The 18,258-nt window shown below is 70.9% G+C and carries 16 protein-coding genes and 1 pseudogene; 9 read left to right on the plus strand and 8 right to left on the minus strand.

Features of this window, described 5'->3' with window-relative positions; genetic code table 11:
* Together FEF34_RS18465 and FEF34_RS18470 are read right to left on the minus strand one after the other, a co-directional pair.
* The gene (locus FEF34_RS18465) at positions 1 to 1,197 is read right to left on the minus strand and encodes an HTTM domain-containing protein (RefSeq protein WP_138054154.1); all 1,197 of its coding nucleotides are present in this window, start codon (positions 1,195 to 1,197) and stop codon (positions 1 to 3) included.
* A complete protein-coding gene (locus FEF34_RS18470) occupies positions 1,194 to 2,084 on the minus strand; it encodes a DUF5819 family protein (RefSeq protein ID WP_138054155.1) in 891 nt (296 codons plus the stop codon). The genes FEF34_RS18465 and FEF34_RS18470 overlap by 4 nt, the downstream gene beginning before the upstream one ends.
* Before the next feature lie 111 nt (positions 2,085 to 2,195).
* Between FEF34_RS18470 and paaA the strand changes: the two genes are divergently transcribed.
* The 6 genes from paaA (at position 2,196) to FEF34_RS18500 (ending at position 6,998) form a co-directional block, all read left to right on the plus strand.
* A complete protein-coding gene (paaA, locus tag FEF34_RS18475) occupies positions 2,196 to 3,230 on the plus strand; it encodes a 1,2-phenylacetyl-CoA epoxidase subunit PaaA (protein ID WP_234042450.1) in 1,035 nt (344 codons plus the stop codon).
* Positions 3,227 to 3,517: a 1,2-phenylacetyl-CoA epoxidase subunit PaaB gene (gene paaB / locus FEF34_RS18480; protein WP_138054156.1), complete on the plus strand. Its 291-nt coding sequence runs from the start codon at positions 3,227 to 3,229 to the stop codon at positions 3,515 to 3,517. Before paaA ends, paaB begins: the two co-directional genes overlap by 4 nt.
* Positions 3,514 to 4,215 (plus strand): 1,2-phenylacetyl-CoA epoxidase subunit PaaC, encoded by a 702-nt coding sequence (paaC, locus tag FEF34_RS18485; RefSeq protein ID WP_138054157.1) that lies wholly within the window; start codon positions 3,514 to 3,516, stop codon positions 4,213 to 4,215. Before paaB ends, paaC begins: the two co-directional genes overlap by 4 nt.
* A complete protein-coding gene (gene paaD / locus FEF34_RS18490; RefSeq protein ID WP_138054158.1) occupies positions 4,209 to 4,709 on the plus strand; it encodes a 1,2-phenylacetyl-CoA epoxidase subunit PaaD in 501 nt (166 codons plus the stop codon). The genes paaC and paaD overlap by 7 nt, the downstream gene beginning before the upstream one ends.
* Positions 4,710 to 5,762 carry a 2Fe-2S iron-sulfur cluster-binding protein gene (locus FEF34_RS18495; protein ID WP_138054159.1) on the plus strand — a complete coding sequence of 351 codons (1,053 nt, stop codon included), beginning with the start codon at positions 4,710 to 4,712 and terminating at the stop codon, positions 5,760 to 5,762.
* 78 nt (positions 5,763 to 5,840) lie between these two features.
* A complete protein-coding gene (locus FEF34_RS18500; RefSeq protein ID WP_138054160.1) occupies positions 5,841 to 6,998 on the plus strand; it encodes an acyl-CoA dehydrogenase family protein in 1,158 nt (385 codons plus the stop codon).
* Between the two features lie 103 nt (positions 6,999 to 7,101).
* Here the strand turns inward: FEF34_RS18500 and FEF34_RS18505 are convergent, their stop codons facing one another.
* The 3 genes from FEF34_RS18505 to FEF34_RS18515 all read right to left on the minus strand — a co-directional run bounded on the left by FEF34_RS18505 (position 7,102) and on the right by FEF34_RS18515 (position 9,956).
* A complete protein-coding gene (locus FEF34_RS18505) occupies positions 7,102 to 7,446 on the minus strand; it encodes a rhodanese-like domain-containing protein (protein ID WP_138054161.1) in 345 nt (114 codons plus the stop codon).
* A gap of 88 nt (positions 7,447 to 7,534) precedes the next feature.
* On the minus strand, positions 7,535 to 8,458 hold the full coding sequence (locus FEF34_RS18510) for a J domain-containing protein (RefSeq protein ID WP_138054162.1): 924 nt from the start codon (positions 8,456 to 8,458) through the stop codon (positions 7,535 to 7,537).
* A gap of 58 nt (positions 8,459 to 8,516) precedes the next feature.
* Complete coding sequence (locus FEF34_RS18515) at positions 8,517 to 9,956, minus strand: DUF2252 domain-containing protein (protein ID WP_138054163.1); 1,440 nt, start codon at positions 9,954 to 9,956, stop codon at positions 8,517 to 8,519.
* A gap of 247 nt (positions 9,957 to 10,203) precedes the next feature.
* Between FEF34_RS18515 and FEF34_RS18520 the strand changes: the two are divergent.
* A pseudogene (locus FEF34_RS18520) lies at positions 10,204 to 10,599 on the plus strand (NAD(P)H-dependent oxidoreductase); the annotation flags it as partial.
* 135 nt (positions 10,600 to 10,734) lie between these two features.
* Here FEF34_RS18520 and FEF34_RS18525 read toward each other — a convergent pair.
* Complete coding sequence (locus tag FEF34_RS18525; RefSeq protein WP_138054164.1) at positions 10,735 to 11,394, minus strand: response regulator transcription factor; 660 nt, start codon at positions 11,392 to 11,394, stop codon at positions 10,735 to 10,737.
* Between the two features lie 38 nt (positions 11,395 to 11,432).
* Positions 11,433 to 13,106, minus strand: a complete 1,674-nt coding sequence (locus FEF34_RS18530) for a sensor histidine kinase (protein WP_138057572.1) — start codon at positions 13,104 to 13,106, stop codon at positions 11,433 to 11,435.
* Between the two features lie 271 nt (positions 13,107 to 13,377).
* Here FEF34_RS18530 and FEF34_RS18535 point away from each other — a divergent pair, with 271 nt between their 5' ends.
* Positions 13,378 to 13,938: a hypothetical protein gene (locus FEF34_RS18535; protein ID WP_234042451.1), complete on the plus strand. Its 561-nt coding sequence runs from the start codon at positions 13,378 to 13,380 to the stop codon at positions 13,936 to 13,938.
* A gap of 133 nt (positions 13,939 to 14,071) precedes the next feature.
* On the opposite strand, the gene FEF34_RS43920 is transcribed toward FEF34_RS18535, so the two are convergent.
* Entirely contained in the window at positions 14,072 to 14,581 is a 510-nt protein-coding gene (locus FEF34_RS43920; protein WP_325063672.1) for a hypothetical protein, read from the minus strand.
* A 149-nt stretch (positions 14,582 to 14,730) separates the two neighbouring features.
* Here FEF34_RS43920 and FEF34_RS18545 point away from each other — a divergent pair, with 149 nt between their 5' ends.
* The gene (locus FEF34_RS18545; RefSeq protein ID WP_171053004.1) at positions 14,731 to 18,129 is read left to right on the plus strand and encodes a HelD family protein; all 3,399 of its coding nucleotides are present in this window, start codon (positions 14,731 to 14,733) and stop codon (positions 18,127 to 18,129) included.
* Positions 18,130 to 18,258: the final 129 nt, after the last annotated feature.

Below are 18,258 nucleotides of genomic sequence, written 5' to 3' on the forward strand. Positions count from 1 at the left end.
TCACCCGACGAGGGTACGGGTGGCCTGCTCCTCGGGTGTAGTGCGCTGCTCGGGGATCCGTACCGCCCGCCGCAGGACCCGGTCCCTGGCGCCGGCCGCCCAGCCGCCGAGTCGGCACAGGAAGGAGGTGGGCAGGAAGACGGCGTCGGCGGCGATCATCGCGAGGGAGAAGAAGGGCAGTCCGAGGAGGAGGGCGATGCCGGCGTGCTCCAGCATCATCGCCACCAGCAGGACGTTCTTGACCTTGCGGTTGAACAGCGTGAAGGGGAACGCGACCTGCACGATCACCGTGCCGTAGGTCAGCACCATCACCATCAGCCCGCTGTTGGCGAGGATGTCGGAGAGCGCGGGCCAGGGCGTGAAGTAGTCGAGTTTGAGCGGGTAGTACAGCGCGCTGCCGTCCTGCCACCGGGAGCCCTGGATCTTGTACCAGCCGGCCGTGGCGTAGATCAGGCAGACCTCCGCCATGATCACCACGAGGGCGCCGTTGTGGGCGAGGTTGGCGAGGACGTCGAGAAGGGTGCGGAGCTCGCTGCGCGGCGCTCGGCGGTTCACCGCCCACCACACGCCCTGGCAGCCCCACAGCCCCCAGAGCAGGAGGGTAAGCCACCACTCCCCGCCGGTCCGCTCCGTCAGCGACCCGACGAGGAGCAGCAGACCGAGCACCACCCAGAGCACCGGCCCCCAGCGGTCCGGCGCCCGGTCCGCGGTGTCCGTCGTGCGTCGCGCCCGCCGGGCGTCCAGGGACCAGACCTGGCCGCAGCGGGTGAACACGAGATAGACCGCGATCAGATGGATCACGTTGTCGCCGCCGTCGCCCATGAAGATGGACCGGTTCTGCAGCGACAGCACGCCGACCATGAAGACCACCGACATGGCGCGGGTGCGCCAGCCGAGCAGCAGCAGCGCGGCGGACAGCACGGCGACGGCGTACACGATCTCGAACCAGACGGCGCTGTCCGACCACATGAGCGCGGTGAACGCGTGGTTCTCGGCGATCAGCTGCTGGGCCATGTCCCAGCCCCAGGGGCCGTCCGGGCCGTACAGCTCGCGGCGGTGCGGGAACTCGCGCAGCAGGAACAGCAGCCAGGTCAGGGAGAAGCCGATCCGGACGATCGCACTCTGGTACGGGCCGAGGGCCGTCGACGTCACCCGCTGGACGGCGGCGGCGAGCCGGCGGTCGAGTGGCTGGGTCACCGGCCCGTCTCCTCGTCGTTCGCGCCGTTGCGCACGTCGAGGGGCAGATCTGCGGAGGTCACGGTCCACCAGGGGAGCATCCGGTAGTACGGGCGGGTGTCGATCTTCTCGCGGCTCCACAGCGGCGCCTTGACCGAGCGGGTGGCGGAACGGAGCTGGATACGCTCGACGCGTCCGCCCAGGTCGTGGTCGTCCAGGCGCGTCATCACGATGCGGCGGACGTAGCGCTCGGAGAGCTGGCCGCGCAGGCCGTTGGGCTTGTTGTCGTCCGTGTGGGAGTTGCCGTAGAAGTCCCAGCCCCTGCGCAGTTCGTTCTGGTGCACATGGCTGGGCAGGAGGTTGCCCCGGATCGCCTCGCCGTCCTCGGCCGAGAGGTCGATCCAGTCGCTCGTCCGGCGGCTGCCGTCACGTCCGGCGACCTCGGCGCGCACCTGGACCGCGATGTTCTGCTGGAGCGGGTTGGGCGCGAAGAGCTTCCAGTTCTGCTCGAACTCGGGGTAGATCCACTCGTCGACCCCCTTGCCGTACCGCTTGGTCAGCGTGTTCGACGGCGCGACGTGCAGGAACACCATGGCCAGGTGGACGCCCGCGAGGACGGCGACGAGCCCGAGGGCGACCGCGGCCACGACCTGGTAGGGGAGGGAGAGGGCCGCGATACCGCCGGACGGGCGCTGCCGGAGCGGTGCCTCGCCCGGGACGCCGGCTCCGGTCGCGTCGTCCGCGGGGCCGGCGGGCGCGGGCGCTCCCGGGTCGCCGGTCGCACCGTCACCGGTCGTCGCGCCGCGCCGGTCCGGACCGCCTGAGCTGCCCGAATCGCGTATCGCGCCCGGCACGACGGGCGGAACCGCTCCGGCGCCCGCGGCACCGTCGCCGTCGTACGAGTCCATCCCGCCCCGATCCCCTTGGTCCACCGCGGCTATCCACAGGGTTGACACCTTACGGGCCGCCGACTCACCATTGAAGTCATTCAACCGAACGATCGGTCGGTAGGGGGTCCGATGACGGCAGTGACAGCAGGGACGGCTGCGGCTTCGACGCACCAGGCGCGGTTCGACGCTGCCATGGCGGCCGACGAGCGCATCGAGCCCCGCGACTGGATGCCCGACGACTACCGCGCCTCGCTGGTCCGCCAGATGGCACAGCACGCGCACTCGGAGATCATCGGCATGCAGCCCGAGGCGAACTGGATCACGCGCGCGCCCTCGCTGCGCCGCAAGGCCATTCTCATGGCCAAGGTCCAGGACGAGGCCGGCCACGGCCTGTACCTCTACAGCGCCACGGAGACGCTCGGCGTGGGCCGGGACGAGCTGCTCGACAAGCTCCACTCGGGCCGCCAGAAATACTCCTCGATCTTCAACTACCCGACGCTGACCTGGGCCGACGTCGGCGCGATCGGCTGGCTGGTCGACGGCGCCGCCATCACCAACCAGGTTCCGCTCTGCCGCTGCTCCTACGGTCCGTACGCCCGCGCGATGGTCCGGATCTGCAAGGAGGAGTCCTTCCACCAGCGCCAGGGGTACGAGCTGCTGCTGGCCCTCTCCCAGGGCACGCCCGCCCAGCACGAGATGGCCCAGGACGCGGTGGACCGCTGGTGGTGGCCGTCGCTGATGATGTTCGGCCCCCCGGACGACGCGTCGGCACACTCCGCACAGTCCATGGCATGGAAGATCAAGCGGCACTCCAACGACGAGCTGCGCCAGCGGTTCGTGGACATCTGCGTGCCGCAGGCGGAGGCCCTGGGCCTGACCCTGCCGGACCCGGACCTGCGCTGGAACGAGGAGCGTGGTCACCACGACTTCGGCGCCATCGACTGGGACGAGTTCTGGCAGGTCCTCAAGGGCAACGGACCGTGCAACGAGCAGCGGATCACACAGCGCCGCAAGGCCCACGAGGACGGCGCCTGGGTGCGCGAGGCAGCCGCGGCCCATGCCGCCAAGCGCGCCTCCGGCCGCCCCGGGGCGCCGCACGAGTCAACAGCGTCGGACGGGTCGGGCAGGGAGTCCGACGAGGCACAGGTGGAGGCGACGGCATGAGCAACTCGACGGACTGGCCGCTGTGGGAGGTATTCGTGCGCTCGCGCCGCGGCCTGTCCCACACCCACGCGGGCAGCCTGCACGCGCCCGACGCCGAGATGGCCCTGCGCAACGCCCGTGACCTCTACACCCGGCGCAACGAAGGCGTGTCGATCTGGGTGGTTCCCTCCACGGCGATCACCGCCTCCTCGCCCGACGAGAAGGACCCCTTCTTCGAACCCTCCGCCGACAAGCCCTACCGCCACCCGACCTTCTACGAGATCCCGGAAGGGGTGAAGCACCTGTGACCGCCGCACTCGCCCTGGGCGACGACGCACTGGTGCTCTCGCACCGGCTGGGGGAGTGGGCCGGTCACGCCCCGGTCCTGGAGGAAGAGGTCGCCCTGGCCAACATCGCGCTGGACCTGCTGGGGCAGGCCCGGACGCTGCTCTCGCTCGTCGGCGACGAGGACGAGCTGGCCTATCTGCGCGAGGAGCGAGCCTTCCGGAACCTCCAGCTCGTGGAGCAGCCGAACGGCGACTTCGCACACACCATCGCCCGCCAGCTCTACTTCTCCACCTACCAGCGGCTGCTGTACGGGCAGCTGGCGGCGGGGGACAGCGAGTTCTCCGGGCTCGCCGCCAAGGCAGTCAAGGAGGTCGCCTACCACCAGGACCACGCAGAGCAGTGGACGCTGCGCCTGGGCGACGGCACCGCCGAGAGCCATGAGCGGATGCAGCGCGCCTGCGATGCCCTGTGGCGGTTCACCGGCGAGATGTTCCAGCCCGTCGAGGGCCTGGACGTGGACCGGGATGCGCTGCGGTCGGCCTGGCTGGAGTCGGTCACGACCGTGCTCAAGCGGGCCACCCTGACCGTGCCCGACACCGCGGACACCGGTGCCTGGTCGGCCGGCGCGGGGCGCCAGGGGCTGCACACGGAGCCGTTCGGACGGATGCTGGCCGAGATGCAGCATCTGCACCGGAGTCACCCGGGGGCGTCATGGTGACCGGGACCGACACCGCTCTCGAGGCGGAGCTGCGCCGGCTGGCCGGCTCCGTGCCCGACCCCGAGCTGCCGGTGCTGACCTTGGCGGAGCTCGGGGTCCTGCGCGGGGTGCAGATACTCGGCCCCGGTAGCGTCGAGGTCGAGCTCACCCCCACCTACACAGGCTGCCCCGCCGTCGAGGCGATGGCTGCCGACATCGAACGGGTGCTGCACGAGCACGGCGTGGCCGAGGTGTCGGTCGTCAGGGTGCTCTCCCCCGCCTGGTCGACGGACGACATCAGCGCGGACGGCAGGCGCAAGTTGGCGGAGTTCGGGATAGCACCGCCGCGGCCGACCGCCGTGGACGGTCCCGTTCCGCTCACGCTCACGGTGCGCTGTCCGCACTGCGGTTCCACGGACACGGAACTGCTGAGCCGCTTCTCCTCCACCGCGTGCAAGGCACTGCGCCGCTGTGTCAGCTGCCGCGAACCGTTCGACCACTTCAAGGAGTTGTAGATGTTCCATCCGCTCCGGGTCAGCGAGGTCGAGCGGCTCACGGACGATTCCGTGGCCGTCACCCTCACGGTGCCCGCCGAGCTCCGTGAGGCCTTCCGCCACACACCGGGCCAGCACATCGCCGTGCGCCGCACGGGAGTGAACGGCGAAGAGATCCGCCGTACGTACTCGATCTGCTCGCCGGCCGCCGCTGCCGGGGAGGAGGCCGTGCTGCGCGTGGGCATCAGGCTGGTCGACGGCGGCGAGTTCTCGTCCTACGCCCTCAAGGAGCTCTCGGCCGGCGACACGCTCGAGGTCATGCAGCCGATGGGCCGGTTCGTCCTGGAGCCGCGCGCCGGCCACTTCGCGGCGATCGTCGGCGGCAGCGGAATCACCCCTGTCCTCTCGATCGCCGCTACGCTGCTGGAGAGGGAGCCGGAGGCCAGGTTCTGTCTGGTCCGCAGCGACCGTACGGCGGCCTCGACGATGTTCCTGGACGAGGTGGCCGACCTCAAGGACCGCTATCCGGACCGCTTTCAGCTGGTGACGGCACTTTCCCGGGAGGAGCAGCAGACGGGGCTGCCCTCTGGTCGGCTCGACCGGGAGCGGCTGACGGTTCTGCTGCCGGCTCTGCTTGATGTGCCGGAGGTGGACGGCTGGTTCCTGTGCGGACCGTACGGGCTGGTCCAGGGCGCCGAGCAGGCGCTGCGCGGGCTGGGCGTCCAGCGGAGCCGGATCCACGAAGAGATCTTCCATGTGGACGACGTGCCCGCCCCCGCCCCGGTCGCGGCGCCCGAGCACAGCAGGCTGACGGCCACGCTGGACGGACGCTCCGGTTCCTGGCCCGTGGAGGAGGGCGAGTCGCTGCTGGAGACGGTGCTGCGCGCCCGCTCCGACGCCCCCTACGCCTGCAAGGGCGGAGTGTGCGGGACATGCCGGGCGTTCGTGGTGTCGGGCGAGGTCAGGATGGACCGGAACTTCGCCCTCGAGCCGGACGAGACGGAAGCCGGCTATGTACTGGCCTGCCAGTCGCATCCGGTGACCTCGGACGTGGAACTGGACTTCGACCGCTGACGGCACCATTCCCTTCCCCGGAAACCTGGCCTATCTTGACGGACCGTCAGTTAGCCGGTGCACGGGAGGGACTGGGCTGTGGACTTCACCTTCACCGAGGAGCAGCAAGCGGCAGTCGAGGCGGCCAGGGCGGTCTTCTCGGGCGTCGCACCCGACGCGGTACCGAGTCCCGCCCTCACCGCGGGTGCCGTGGCGGAGGACATCGACCGCGCGCTGTGGACCGGACTGGCCGCGGCGGATCTGCTGAGCCTGGTCCTCGGTCCCGAGCACGGCGGTGCCGGCCTGGACCCCCTCGCGCTCTGCCTGGTCCTGCGTGAATCGGCGAAAGTGCTGGCGCGGGTGCCGTTGCTGGAGACCGGCGCGGTCGCGGCCGCCGTCGAGCGGTTCGGGGGCTCCGAGTGCGCGTCGCGGCTGCTTCCACGAGTCGGCCGCGGCGAGCTCGTGCTGACAGCCGGTGCCAGTGGGCGCACCGGTCACGACCCTGCCGAGCTGGCCGTCACCGCGCACCGCGCCCGCGGCGAGGACTCCTGGCTCATCGACGGGGTACAGAGCGCCGTGCCATGGGCCCAGTGCGCGGACGTCATCGCCGTGCCCGCGCACGCCGAGGACTGCCGAGCCGTGATCGCCCTGGTCCCCCGGATCCGGGAAGGGGTGTCACTCGCCGGACAGGTCTCCACCAGCGGAGAACTGTTCGCTGAGGTGCGGCTCGACGGTGTGAGGATCGACGGCGGCGATGTGATCGCTGCCGAGGGCGCCTGGGAGTGGCTGCGCGACCTGCTTACCACCGGCACCTGCGCGCTGGCCCTCGGCCTCGGCGAGCGTGTGCTGTCCATGACCAGCGAGTACACGGGGAAGCGCGAGCAGTTCGGTTTCCCCATCGCCACCTTCCAGGCCGTGGCCGTGCAGGCTGCCGACCGGTACATCGATCTGAGGGCGATGGAGGCGACGCTCCTGCAGGCGGCCTGGCGGCTCGGCGCACCCGCCGGCCGGAGCACCACATGGGGCGGACCTCTGCCCGTGACCGGTGATGTGGCGGTGGCGAAGATCTGGGCGTCCGAGGGGGTCCGCCGAATCGTGCAGACCGCACAGCATCTGCACGGTGGATTCGGCGCCGACACCGACTACGCACTGCACCGGTACCACGCCTGGGCCAAGCAACTGGAGCTGTCCCTCGGGTCCGCCGCGGCTCACGAGGAGGCCCTGGGAGACATGCTCGCGGCGCACCCGCTCGGCTGACGGTGCGCTGTCCCGTTCGGGGAGACGGGGAGGGACCGGGCCGGGTCGCCGGGCGAGAGCCTCGTGGCGGAGCAGGCCCGGCAGTCCGCGTCGGGACCGTCATCTAGAGGACGAAGGCCGGGTTGCCGCTGTCCGTGACCATCGGACGGCCGGCGGAGTCCCAGGCCTGCATCCCGCCGTCGATGTTCACCGCGTCGATGCCCTGCTGCACCAGGTACTGGGTGACCTGGGCGGAGCGGCCGCCCACCCGGCACATCACATAGGCGCGGCGGCCGCCGGCCACGGCCTCGGTGACCTCACCGATGCGGGCCACGAAGTCGCTGATCGGGATGTGCATCGCACCCTCGACATGGCCGGCCGCCCACTCGTCGTCCTCCCGGACGTCGAGCACCAGACCGCCGGCGGGCACGGAAGCTGCGTCCACCGAGGGCAGCTGGGCGAAGTTCATGGTCGGGCCTTCTCTCGTACCTGGACTCGTCATGCCTCCCGCCCGCCGTATGTCCCGGCGCGAGCGGGTGGGCAACCTCCCGGAAAACCTACTGCACCAGGGCGGCCAGCTCGGCCTCTCGCTCCGCGACCTGTGCCAGCAGCTGCTCCGCGATCTCCTCGAGCAGCCGGTCGGGGTCGTCCGGCGCCATCCGCAGCATCGCGCCGATCGCGCTCTCCTCCAGGTCCTGGGCGACCGCGGTCAGCAGTTCCTTGCGCCGCGCGAGCCACTCGAGGCGGGCGTAGAGCTCCTCGGCCTCGCCGAGCCGTGCCTCCTCGGGCGCGGGCCCCGCCTCCCACTCCCTCGTCAGCTCCCGCAGCAGCGCCTCGTCACCGCGCCCGTACGCGGCGTTGACCCGGGTGATGAACTCATCCCGGCGCGCCCGCTCCTCGTCCTCCTGGGCGAGGTCGGGGTGGGCCTTGCGGGCGAGCTCACGGTAGAGCCTGCGGGCCTCGTCCGTGGGCCGCACCCGCTTGGGAGGCTGCACGGGCCGGTCGGTGAGCATGGCCGCGGCCTCGGCGGACAACCCCTCGGAGTCGATCCAGCTGTGGAAGAGCTCCTCGACGCCGGGCATCGGCATCACCATCGCCCGCGCTTCCCGGGCCTTGCGCAGATCCTCCGGGTCTCCGCTCCGGGCCGCCCGCGCCTCGGCGATCAGCGCGTCGAGTTCGTCCAGACGCGAGTACATCGGACCGAGCTTCTGGTGGTGCAGCCGGGAGAAGTTCTCCACCTCGACCCGGAAGGTCTCGACCGCGATCTCGAACTCGATCAGGGCCTGCTCCGCAGCGCGTACGGCCTTCTCCAGCCGTGCCTCGGCGCGCTCGGACTCCTCAGTGGCGTCCTCGCGCACGCCGCCGGCGCCGGGTGGGTCCTGCGCCGCCCGAGCGTTCTTCACGTTCTGATCGTCCACGCGGTGGTCGTCCTGCTCGTCCTCGTTCCGGGTGGCCGGGCCCCCGGGAGCGTCCTGAGTCACCCGCCCAGCGTATGGCAGAGCGCCGGCCGCTCCGGCGGGCGGACGGACGATGCGCCCATCACACACCCAGCTCGGCGGCTATCCGTCCACTGCGGACGGCGGCGGCCAGATCGGCGTGATCGGCCTCGGTCCGGTCCGCGTAGACCACCGCGAAGCCGGCCACGGCCTCGTCCAGCTCCTCGCTCTTGCCGCAGTAACCGGCGACCAGTCGCGGATCGACGCTGTGCGCGTGGGCCCTGGCCAGCAGCGCACCGGTCATACGGGCGTAGTCGTCCACGTGGTCCGCCGCGAGGGCGGCGGGATCCACGCTGCCCTTGCGGTTGCGGAACTGCCGCACCTGGAACGGACGGCCCTCCACCGTCGTCCAGCCCAGCAGGTTGTCGCTGACCACCTGCATCCGTTTCTGGCCCATCACCACACGACGCCCTTCGTGCGGGATTCTGGGAACCTCGAAGCCGGCGGCGGCCAGATGCGGCACCAGCACGGAGGGCCGTGCCTCCTTCACCTGCAGCACGAGCGGCTCACCCCGGTGGTCCAGCAGCAGCACCACATAGGACCGCGTCCCCACGCTGCCGGTACCGACGACCCGGAAGGCCACATCGTGGATCGCGTAGCGCGCGAGCAGCGGCAGCCGATCCTCCGAGACGGTCTCCAGATACCCGGCGAGTGATGTGGCGACGGCCGCGGCCTCCGCGTCGGAGACCCGGCGCAGCACCGGCCGGGCGTCCACGAAGCGCCGGCCGCCGTCCTCCGACGCCTCGGTCGACTTGGCGGCGAAACGCGCGCTCGTGTTGTTCTTGGCCTTCTCCGAGACCCGCTCCAGGGTGCCCACCAGGTCACGTGCGTCGGCGTGCGAGACGAGCTCCTCGTCCGCGATGGCATTCCACGCGTCCAGTACGGAGAGCTTCGCCAGCAGCCGCATCGTGCGCCGGTACGACCCGGCCGTGTCGAACGCGGCCTTGCGGCAGACGTCCTCGTCGGCGCCGGCCTCGCGGCCGGCGAGCACGAGCGAGGTGGCGAGCCGTTTGAGGTCCCACTCCCAGGGGCCGACGGCGGTCTCGTCGAAGTCGTTGAGGTCGATCACGAGACTGCCGCGTGCATCGCCGTACAGACCGAAGTTGCCCGCGTGCGCGTCGCCACAGATCTGTGCCGCGACGCCCGTGACCGGCGTGCCCGCCAGGTCATGGGCCATCAGCCCGGCGGAGCCGCGCAGGAAGGCGAACGGGGTGGCTGCCATCCTTCCCACGCGGATCGGTGTGAGCCCGGGGACCCTGCCCCGGCTGGACTCCTCCACGGCCCGCACCGCGTCGGGCCGCCCCTCGGGGATCACCACCGTGGCGTGGGAACAACGCGGCACCTCCCGGCGCAGAGCCTTGCCGTCCCGTCTGGGGAAGTCCGGCACACCGCCCGGCACCCGGCGGGCGAAGCCGGTGACCTCCGGTATGCGCGCCTCGTCCGACGCCGTCCGCCGGTACGCCACCGTTTCGGTCCCACTCATGGCGTGACCGCCTCCCCCGCTGTCGTGCAACATCAAGTGCCCACGACCGTACCGTCCGACCAGGCCGCCGTCTCCCCCTGTGGAAAACCGCGGCCGTCGCCCGCTTCACCGGATCCGGAGCGCCGCCCGCCCGAGATCGGGCCATCGGGACGCCATCCGGTGGCGAAAGCCCCGGGAGGACCCTCCGGGCTCGCGGGACGTCATGGACGACGCCCTCGGCAGGCCCCGTCATCCGCACCGCCGGGAAGGTGCCGACGCCGTGTTGATCGGCGCCCCGATGTACAACTTCACGATTCCGTCCACCCTCAAGGCATGGCTCGACCAGGTGATCATCGTGGGTCACAACGCGGGCTCTCCGGACGGACCGCTGTCCGGCACACCCTTCACCGTGGTCGCCAGCCGGGGCGGTTCGTATGCCCCCGGTACGCCCCGGGAGGACTTCGAGTTCGTCCAGAACTACCTGGAGAAGTTGTTCGCCGGGATGTTCGGGGCCAAGGTGGACTTCATCGTCCCCGAACTCACCCTGGCGCCCAGCAAGCCCGAGATGGCCGAGCTCGTTCCGCTCGCCGAGGCGTCCCGTACCAAGGCGTTCGCGGATGCCGCACGGAAGGCCAAGGACCTGGCGGCACGGCTCGCCGCGTGAAGGCAGCCCCGGGGGCACGAGCAGCTCCCGCCGATGTTCCACGTGAAACCTCCGCCACGGCCCTCGGGAGGGCCGTGGCGGAGGGCGTGCTCGCAGAGACCCCGCAGAGACGGGCTCAGCAGCCGACGCCCGGCCCTACAGCCCGGCGTCCCGCGCCAGCAGCGCGGCCTGCACCCGGTTCTCGCAGTCGAGCTTGGCCAGGATCCGGCTCACATAGGTCTTCACCGTCGCCTCGCTCATATGCAGCCGGCGCCCGGCGTCCGCGTTGGACAAGCCTTCCCCGAGCAGCGCCAGCACCTCGCGCTCACGGGCGGCCAGCGCCGCGACTCTGGCCCTGGCCTCCTCGTCGCGCGTCGCCACCCGCCCCGAGGCCAGCTGGTCCACGACATGGCGCGTGGCGGCCGGCGAGAGATAGGCATCCCCGGCCGCCGCCGCCCGCACCGCGCGAATCAGCTCCGCCGGAGCGGTGTCCTTGAGCAGGAATCCCGCGCCGCCGTGCTCCAGCGCTCGTAGTACGTTGTCGCGCTCACCGAAGGTCGTGAGCACGATGACGCGGGCGGTGGGAACCGCGCGGCGCAGTTCGGGCAGCGCGGTGAGTCCGTCCATCACCGGCATCTGGATGTCCAACAGCACCACGTCCGCCCGGTGCGACCGCGCCAGCTCGACGGCCTCACGGCCGTTGGCCCCCTCGGCGACGACCTCTATCTCCTGATCGGAGGTGAGGATCATCCGGATCCCGGCCCGGATCAGCGGCTCGTCGTCGGCGATCACGACCCGGATCGGCGAACCGGTCACAGACCCCCCTCTGCTCCCCAGCACCTGGCCGCTTACGCCTAGCGCCTGACCTCGTAGGACTTCTTCTCGACCAGCTTGCCGTCCTTGAAGCAGAACCGGAACACCGGCTCCGTGTCCAGACTCTCCCCGATCTCCGAGGACATCAGCACCAGGCACCGCGAACCCGCCGGCTCCGTCGGCCCCTTGCCGTCCAGTCCCTCGGTGGCGATCGTGTCCCCGCTCGGCAGCTGGTCCCGTACCGTCTTCTCGGCCGTTCCGACCTTGATCGCCTGGTACTCGGAGGGCTCGATCATGCCCTTGTCGAGGGATCCGACCAGGAAGAACACCCCCACCAGAACAGCGATCCCCAGCAGCATCACGACACCCAGCGCGATTCCGCACCCCATGGCCACCCCGCTGAACCTGCTGTTCCCGTCCCTGCCGCCCATCGCCCACTCCCTCTCCGAAACGGTCCGGTCCATGACCGAAACACCGTCCCCGTAGAGGGTCTTCGCCGGCTGCCGCCGGAAGTCGTCCACCGGGTCGACGAACGGCGATGCCTCCCCGATGCCGTACGGAAGGACTCCCGCCACCCGGAAACCGCCGCCGGGGACCGGACCGGCGTGCACCATTCCGCCCACCAGCCGGGCGCGCTCGTGCAGTCCCGTCAGCCCCTGTCCGCCACTGACGACGTGGCCGATCACCTCCGAGGCCGCTCCGTTGACGATCTCGACGACGAACGAGTCCGGTTCGTAGCGCAGATCCACCGTGATCGGCGCACCGGGCGCGTGTTTGTAGGCGTTGGTGAGGGCCTCCTGGACGATGCGGTACGCCGCGTGGTCGGCGGCCGCCGCGAGTGGCCTGGCCTCCCCCGAGTACTTCAGCTCCACCGCGTTCCCCGCGGCCCTGGCCGCGTCGACGAGCGCCGCGATGCCTGCCGTGCCGCGAGCGGCCCGGCCCGACTCGTCCACTGACGCGGGCGCGGGCGCCTCCACCCCGTCCCTGAGTATCCCGACGACCTCGCGCAGCTCGTGCATGGCGGTCACCGACGCCTCCCGCAGCACCCCGACCACCTCACGCTGGCGCGGGGTGAGTTCGCGGTCGACCTCGAGGGCCCCCGTGTGCACGGAGATGAGCGCAAGCCGGTGCCCGAGGCTGTCGTGCATGTCCTGAGCGATGCGCTGCCGCTCCCTCAGCCGCGCCTGCCCGGCGACCATGGCACGCTCACGCAACAGCTGGCTGTTGCGCTCCTGCAGGGTGTGCAGAAGGGTCCGCCGCTGTGTCCAGTACCGGCTGGCCAGGCCGGGGACGACCGCGACCGCGAGGAAGTAGAGAGTGGTGAGCAGCACCAGCGTCAACGCGGTCGAGGGCGACCAGGTGTCGACGAGCGAGACGGTGACACAGAGTGCATAGGCACCGGCGAACGCGGCCACGGCCCGGCCCGCCCCGGTGATCCGGCGTCCGGCCGACCAGCCCGCCGCCATCATCAGCGGGAGGAACCCGTTCCCCACCGGCGTCAGCGCGGCGGTCACCGCCAGCACGGTCGCCGGCAGTCTCCGCCGCATCAGCGACAGGCCCGCGATCGCGACGGCCTCGGCCGGGACGGACGCCCCCAGCGCCTGTCCCAGACCCACCGCCAGGAGGGCGAGCAGCAGCGCGACGGTCGCCTCGCCCGCGAGTCTGCGCCGGGACCACAGCTCCGGCGGCGCCAGCCATCTGCCGCCCGCCCGCACCCCGGCCCATATCTTCGATGACGCGTCCACGACCGCACCCTAGGCAACCGTGTCCTCCCGCCACTGCCCACTTTCGTCGCACGCACGTCCGACGAAGGTTGCGAGGCCCGCTCACAACCGTGGAGACAGAACGCATATGAAGAGGATCGACCGGACGGATCGGAGTCCGATGAGGACCGGTCCTGGAGGAACTCAACGAGAAACGGGCCCCACAAGGACTTGCGTCTCTGGCGAGGATGTTCCCCTGCTGCTGGAAGCCGCTTCCCTGCTCGTGCCCGAGGAGAGCGCCACCGAGAACGACATCACGGTGGCCGACGTCTGGGAGTACCTCACCCAGGACGAGTGGGAGGTGGCTCTCGGGCTGCTGGAGGAACTCGGAGACGTCCAACCGCCTCCTCTCAGCTTCTGGGAAGCTCTGGCCACCGCTGCCGAACAGATGCGGATGGAGAAGAGCGCGGCCTGGTGCCACTGGCGCTGCCACGAGACACTCAACGGCATGATTCGCGCCGATCTCACCCTCCGTCCGGCTGCCGAGGCCCGACGGCAGACGCCCATTTCCGGCGCTGGCGTCCTGCGACCGATGTGGAACATCGGAAACCGAACCCCGACCGGCGAGCCGGCCCTCAACATCGCCATGCTCTGGGTCGAGCGCACGCCCTTCCTCGAACCTGGCGGGCGTGCCTCGGTGCGACTCGCTCCCCTTGCCCCTCAGCAGTGGCAGCACCTCGAGCCCGGCCAAGTGATCACCATGCACGAGGACCGATCCGTGGCCGGGACGGCAGTTGTCCTGGAAGTTCAGCGGCCTGCGGCCACGCCCACGGCACAGGAATGAACCTCGACATCTCCTTTGTCCCTCACAGGTGGCCCACAACCGAATGATCAGCAGTGGGGACCGAAAGCGCGCTGTCTCCACTGGGGAACCACAAACGCGAGATCCAAGCAGCCCGGCGGCTACCTCGAGATCATCACCGTTCGTCCCAGGCTGCGGCACCAAAGTGCCCGTCGCACCGCGGAAGGCGACATGTCGAAGCAGAGTTGGCGACACGCTGCCCGGGTCGGGTGATCCGAAGCCGTCCAGCACGGCCGGGTGCTGCGCCACCTTCAGCACCGTCGACTCGGTGCGGACCGGACAGCGCATGACACCGCGTGCGAACGCCTCGCCGGCCGGCGGGCCGTCCGACGAGGCGCGCGCCCCGTCGCGCCTCCAGCAACGCGTTGAGCAGGACCGGGTTACCGCCGGCCGCCACATGCCACCGAGGTGCCAGCCGCGCACCCTCTGAGGCCCTCAGCTGCCGGCTTTCAGGTCGGCCGTGCCGCGCTGCGACAGCATCCCCAGGGCGATCTGCAGCAGCGCTGCGCTTGCCGGAGGCGGCGCCGCGCCGGCCGGCGATGGTGGCCTGAAGCCGGCTGTCGTGGTGAACGAGCCGGACGACGTCCGGCAGATCGAGGATGCCCGCGATGAAGGCCGCGGCGATCTCGCCGAGGCTGTGCCCGGTAACCGCGTCCGGCCGGACCGGCTTTCGCGCTGACTGTTCGTTACCGGCCGGTCTCTGATAGTTGTTTGGGCGGGGTACGGGCGCATTGCCCGTAGCGGTGTCCCAGGACGCCGCAGGGAGGGATGCACATGAGCACCACCACGCGCGACGAGGTCCTTGCCGGCGAGCAGAATGCGGTGGACCACGCGTACGACTGCTACACCGCGCGGCTGGCCGAGATGAGCGGGACCTCGGCCGCCACGGCGTCGGCGAGCGGCAAGGACGGCATAGCCAATAGGAAGGACGCAGAGGCGCGGGCCGCGGCGTACGGCGGGCTCGGTGACGAGGCTCTGGTCTTCTCCCGCGTCGACGCGCCGGAGGAGCCCGGAGGGGAGCCTCGCCCGTGGTACATCGGCCGGCGGGGCGTGCGTGACTCGCAGAACGACCCGGTGGTCCTGCTGTGGAGCAGCGACCGCGCCAGGAAGTGGTCCGAGGCACTCCCGGAGGCACCGGGGGAAGTGGTTCTGCGACGCCGGCTGCAGTGCACGCAGCGCGTCGTCGAAGACTACTTCGACGAGATCGCCCCGGCGTCGCCGTCACCCGCGCCCACGGCGGCCCTTCCGAGGCCGCGGTCCGAGGACGACCCACGGACGGCGGCTCCGCCCGAGACCCGCCCAGAACCGGACGAGCAGCAGGGCGAGGACCGGCTGCCGCCGTCCCCCACACCCGGCGACGTCGCCCGCATCCAGCGCCGCAAGCCGCTCCAGCCGGACGACTTCCTGCTGCGCGAGCTCCAGCGCTCGCGCAGCGGCCGCATGCGGGACATCGTCGAGACCATCCGCCGCGACCAGATGGACCTGGTCACCGGCTCCCCGTCCGACATCCTCGTGGTGCAGGGCGGCCCGGGCACGGGCAAGTCCGCCGTCGGTCTGCACCGTGTGACCTGGCTGGTCAACAACGAGCACTTCAAGGCACAGGACGTCCTCGTCATCGGCCCCCACCAGCGGTTCCTCGACTACGTGAGCCGGGTCCTGCCCACCCTCGGCACACGGGACGTCAACGCCGTGCAACTGAGCCGTATGTGGGACGGAGAGGTGCTCGGCACCGACACCCCGCAGGCGCGACTGGTCAAGTCCGACGAACGCATAGCGGCCGTCCTGCGGCGCCGGGTCGAGCACGACTGCCGCCCCGAGGTCCTCGACGACCTCACCACCGCGCCGTCCTTCGAGGGTGACGAGCCCGCCGTCGTCGTCACCGCCGGAAGCACCACCCTGCGCGTCCCCCGATCCAGGGTCCTCGCCCTCCTCGACGAGGCCCGATACGGCGACGGGCCGTATCGGCAGCGCCGCGAACGCTTCCGCAACCTGTTCGTCGACCTCCTCCTCCAAGAACTCGCCGCCATCGCCCCGCGCCGCGGACAGGGCGGCACGATCCGCCGGGACCTGGAACGCAACCGCCGCGTAGAGCGGCTCGTCGAACGCGTCTGGCCCTCGCCGGGCGCCAGAGAAGCCCTGCGCAGCCTCTACGACTCGCCCGAACTCCTCCGCGCCTGCGCCGAAGGCGTGCTGGACGACGACGAGCAAACCGCTCTGCACCGGCCCCGGGCCGCCACCGCCGACGCCGACCCCTGGACCCTCGACGACCACGTCTGCATCGAGGAACTCGGATACCTCATCACCGGGGAGACCCCCAGCCGCTACGGGCACATCGTCGTCGACGAGGCACAGGACCTCACCCCCATGCAGGCCCGCGCGCTGCGCCGCCGCTGTGCGGTGGGCGGTTCCATGACGGTCCTCGGAGACCTCGCCCAGGCCACCGGCCCCCACACCCACACCAGCTGGGACCGCCTCGGCACGCTCCTGTCCGACCACGGCGACTGGCGGATCGCCGAGCTGCACACCAGCTACCGCGTGCCGGCGGAGATCATGGAGTTCGTCGCGCCACTGGCCCGTGCGATCGCCCCGACGCTGCCTTACCCCCGAGCCGTGCGCGAGGTGGGTGACAACGCCGTACGAACCGTGGCGACCGAGCCGTGGAGGCTCCTCGAGGACACCGTCGCCCAAGTGACCCGCCTGGTGGGCACCAGCGACGGCACCACCCTGCGCTCCATCGCCGTGATCGTCCCCGACGACTCCGGCTGGCTCGACGAGATCACCCGCCACCTCGACCAGAGCGCCGGCATCACCGGGCCGCGCCGGGAATCGGTGTCCGTACTCGCCGCGGCCCAGGCCAAGGGCATGGAGTACGACCACGTCCTGGTCGTCGAGCCCGCCACGATCGCCGATCGCGGTGCGGCCGGGCTGCGTCAGCTCTACATCGCCCTCACCCGCAGCACCCAGAGCCTTACCGTGCTGCACACCTCACCGATCCCGGAGGCCCTCACGAACAACGCCGACAACAGCGAGCAGCTCCCTGCCCAGACGGGATCCGACGCGGCCTCCGGCGACGTACCGGACATCGGGACGGACATCCGTGTGCGCGTCGTCGGCCCCGCACCGGGCGGCCGCTACCGGGTCGAGGCACTTTCCCCCACCACCGACCGCCCGCTGGTCCTGACCGTCCGTCACGGCTCCGCTCCGCCGCGCCCGGGTACGGAACTGGACTGCTGGGTCTTCGGCAACGAGACCAACCACAGCGTGCTCACCGCCGATCAGCGCGGTCGCCGGCCGATCTCGCCCACGATGGCGGAACGCTATGCGGCCGCACTCGGCGTACTCGACGACCTGGTGGCCGGAGGGGGAGACGTGCCGCAGGACGTACGCAGCCGACTCTCCGAACTCCAGGGCATGGCCAACCGCGTCCTCCGCCGCGACCAGGCAGACTGGGTGGACGTACGACGCGTCCTCGGTTTCCCGGACAGACACCGCCTGGGCGCGCTGCGCGACCTCGCGGCGAGCACCAACCGCGCACTCAAGGACCACACACTGGACGTCCGAAGCCTCCAGGGCCAACTCGCCGACTCCGGTTGGTCCGACGCGCTGCTCGAGGCACGCGAGACGATCCGCACCCGACTGGCCGAAGCCGCAGAGCCGGACCAGCACAACGCACCCACCCATCAGCCCGAGCGGGAGGAACCCGAGCCCGTGACCACCATCGACGAATCTCCCGCCGCACCGGCCACAGCGACGAAAGACGACTTTCTCCAGCAACTGGAAGCCTCGGCAGCGGTCGACCGCACGTGCAAGAAGCACGAGGCCGTGCGCCACGCCCTGAAGTCGGCCCTGCTGTGGTCCGACATCCAGCCGTCCGACTCACCGGTCATCGACGTCAGCTGCGTCACGGACCGAGGCCTGTCCGTCTACGAAGTCCTGGGCACCGGCCGCTCCACCTACCAGGACCTCCGCTCCGGAGCGACCCGCCTTCTCGAGATCAACCACACCCTGCCGGCGCCGGCCGACCACCTCTATCTGGTCCTCTGCGAAGCACCCGCCGAAGAATGGTCCGTCGACACCATCCGCGACGTGTTCGACGTCCGAGTCCTGTGGCGCAGCCCCAGCGGATGGAGCGGCCAGGACACGGAAACCGCACTGGGCTCCTCCGGAGCGTGATGCCGAAGTGAATCGGCCCGGACGCGGTACGCGTCCGGGCTCACTTCCAGGAGCTCAGCGCGGTCGTCGAAGGCCCGCGGCCTACACCAATGAGACTTCTCCGTCCGGTAGCCACCCCTCCCAGTACCC

Source organism: Streptomyces marianii, assembly GCF_005795905.1.
In the GTDB taxonomy this organism is placed as follows: Bacteria; Actinomycetota; Actinomycetes; order Streptomycetales; family Streptomycetaceae; genus Streptomyces; species Streptomyces marianii.